Origin of the sequence: Lysinibacillus sp. A1, assembly GCF_000801965.1 — a bacterium.
GTDB classification, from domain to species: Bacteria; Bacillota; Bacilli; order Bacillales_A; family Planococcaceae; genus Lysinibacillus; species Lysinibacillus fusiformis.
Genome location: NZ_JSZM01000044.1, coordinates 1 through 1832 on the forward strand (window position 1 = coordinate 1; position 1832 = coordinate 1832).

The 1832-nt window shown below is 37.9% G+C and carries 1 protein-coding gene; it reads left to right on the plus strand.

The window, feature by feature from the left end; genetic code table 11:
- The first annotated feature begins 154 nt into the window (after positions 1–154).
- Positions 155–1735 (plus strand): IS1182 family transposase, encoded by a 1581-nt coding sequence (locus PI85_RS22910; RefSeq protein WP_036121761.1) that lies wholly within the window; start codon positions 155–157, stop codon positions 1733–1735.
- Positions 1736–1832 lie beyond the last annotated feature (97 nt).

Genomic DNA, 1832 nt, shown 5'->3' on the forward strand with positions numbered 1-1832 from the left:
GAGGCTGGGACAAAACCCACCTCTAAATTAAAAAGCGTGTGAAATTTTACCATCAGTAAAATTTCACACGCTTTACATTTTTTCATAAAAAATAAGGACCACTTCTGATAAAATTAAGTCACCACAACCAAATTATACAGAAAGAAGGGTCCTTATGTTTAAAAATTATAACATGAATCAATTAGTTTTACCTCTAGATTTAGCAGTTCAATTACAAGAAAATGATATTGCTTTTGCCATCCATCATTTAGTCGAAAGTATTCCAGAGAGAGCCTTCGGCTCATTTCAACGACAAACAGGTTGCCCATCTTATCACCCACGCATGATGCTTAAAATTATTTTATGTGGCTACACCCAATCTGCTTTCTCCGGTCGTAAAATTGAGGACCTCACCAAAGACAGTATACGTATGATGTGGCTTGCACAAGGTTATGAACCCAGCTACCGCACGATCAATCGTTTTCGTGTTCATCCCGATATGAAAGATCTCATTCGCCAATGTTTCGTACAGTTTCGTGTCCAGCTTGTACAAGAAAAAGTCATCGATCAAGAAGCCATTTTTATTGATGGTACGAAAATTGAAGCCAATGCCAATAAATTCACATTCGTTTGGAAGAAGGCAGTCGAAAAGCATCATAGCCGTCTCGTTGAAAAATCTAATCAATTGTACAGCGAGTTACTTGAAAAACAAATCATACCAAAAATACAGCGTGAGGATGAGGAGCAGCTTTCTATTGAAGAACTCTCACAAATCGCTGAGAAGTTAGAGGAAGTTGCGGAGGACTACACACACAAAATAGATAGCACGGATGATGTCGCTCTGCGTAAACAGTTGCGTAGTGAACGAAAAACGCCTAGGCAACTGTTAAAACAAGTACATGACTGGATGATGCGTAAGCAGAGGTACGAAAAAGATTTTGAGATTCTTGATACACGTAACAGCTATTCAAAAACGGACAAAGATGCGACATTTATGCGAATGAAAGACGATTACATGCAGAACGGACAACTAAAACCAGGCTATAATGTACAAATCGCAACAGAAGGACAATACGTACTTACCTATAGTTTATTTTCAAATCCGACGGATACCCGTACGTTAATTCCGTTTCTAGATGAAATAGAGAAACATTATTTTGAGTTACCAACATATATTGTCGCAGACGCAGGTTATGGTAGTGAACAAAACTATCATGATATCCTTTCGAACAGAAAGCGAGAAGCACTTATTACATATAACCTGTATCGGAAAGAACAAAAGAAAAAGCACAAACAAAGCCAATTTAACTCAGACAATTGGCAGTATGATGAAGAAACAGATACCTATACATGCCCCTATCAGAAACATCTCAGATTTACATATCAATCTGTAAGAAATGATCGTACGGGCTTCCAACGTACGCACAAAATCTACGAATGCGAAAACTGTTCGGGATGCCCGTTCCGTTCATCATGTACAAAAGCGAAAGAAGGCAACAACCGAAAAATCATGGTGAATGAAAAATGGGAACAACAAAAAGAATATGTAAAAGCAAAGCTTTCAGAAGAGAAATCAAGTGCCATCTATCGAAAACGCAAAATCGATGTGGAACCAGTTTTCGGATTCTTGAAAGCTAATTTACGTTTCACTCGATTTTCGGTACGCGGAAAACCGAAGGTTGAAAACGAAATGGGCTTAGCATTAATGGCAGTAAATCTTCGGAAATATATTGCCATTAATCAAGCAATAAGGTAAAAATAGTGGAAAATCTTAGTCAAATAAGCAAAAAGGGAAATCGAACAGCATCGATTTCCCTTTTATCTTGAATATCAGCTAGTTTTGTCCCAGCCTC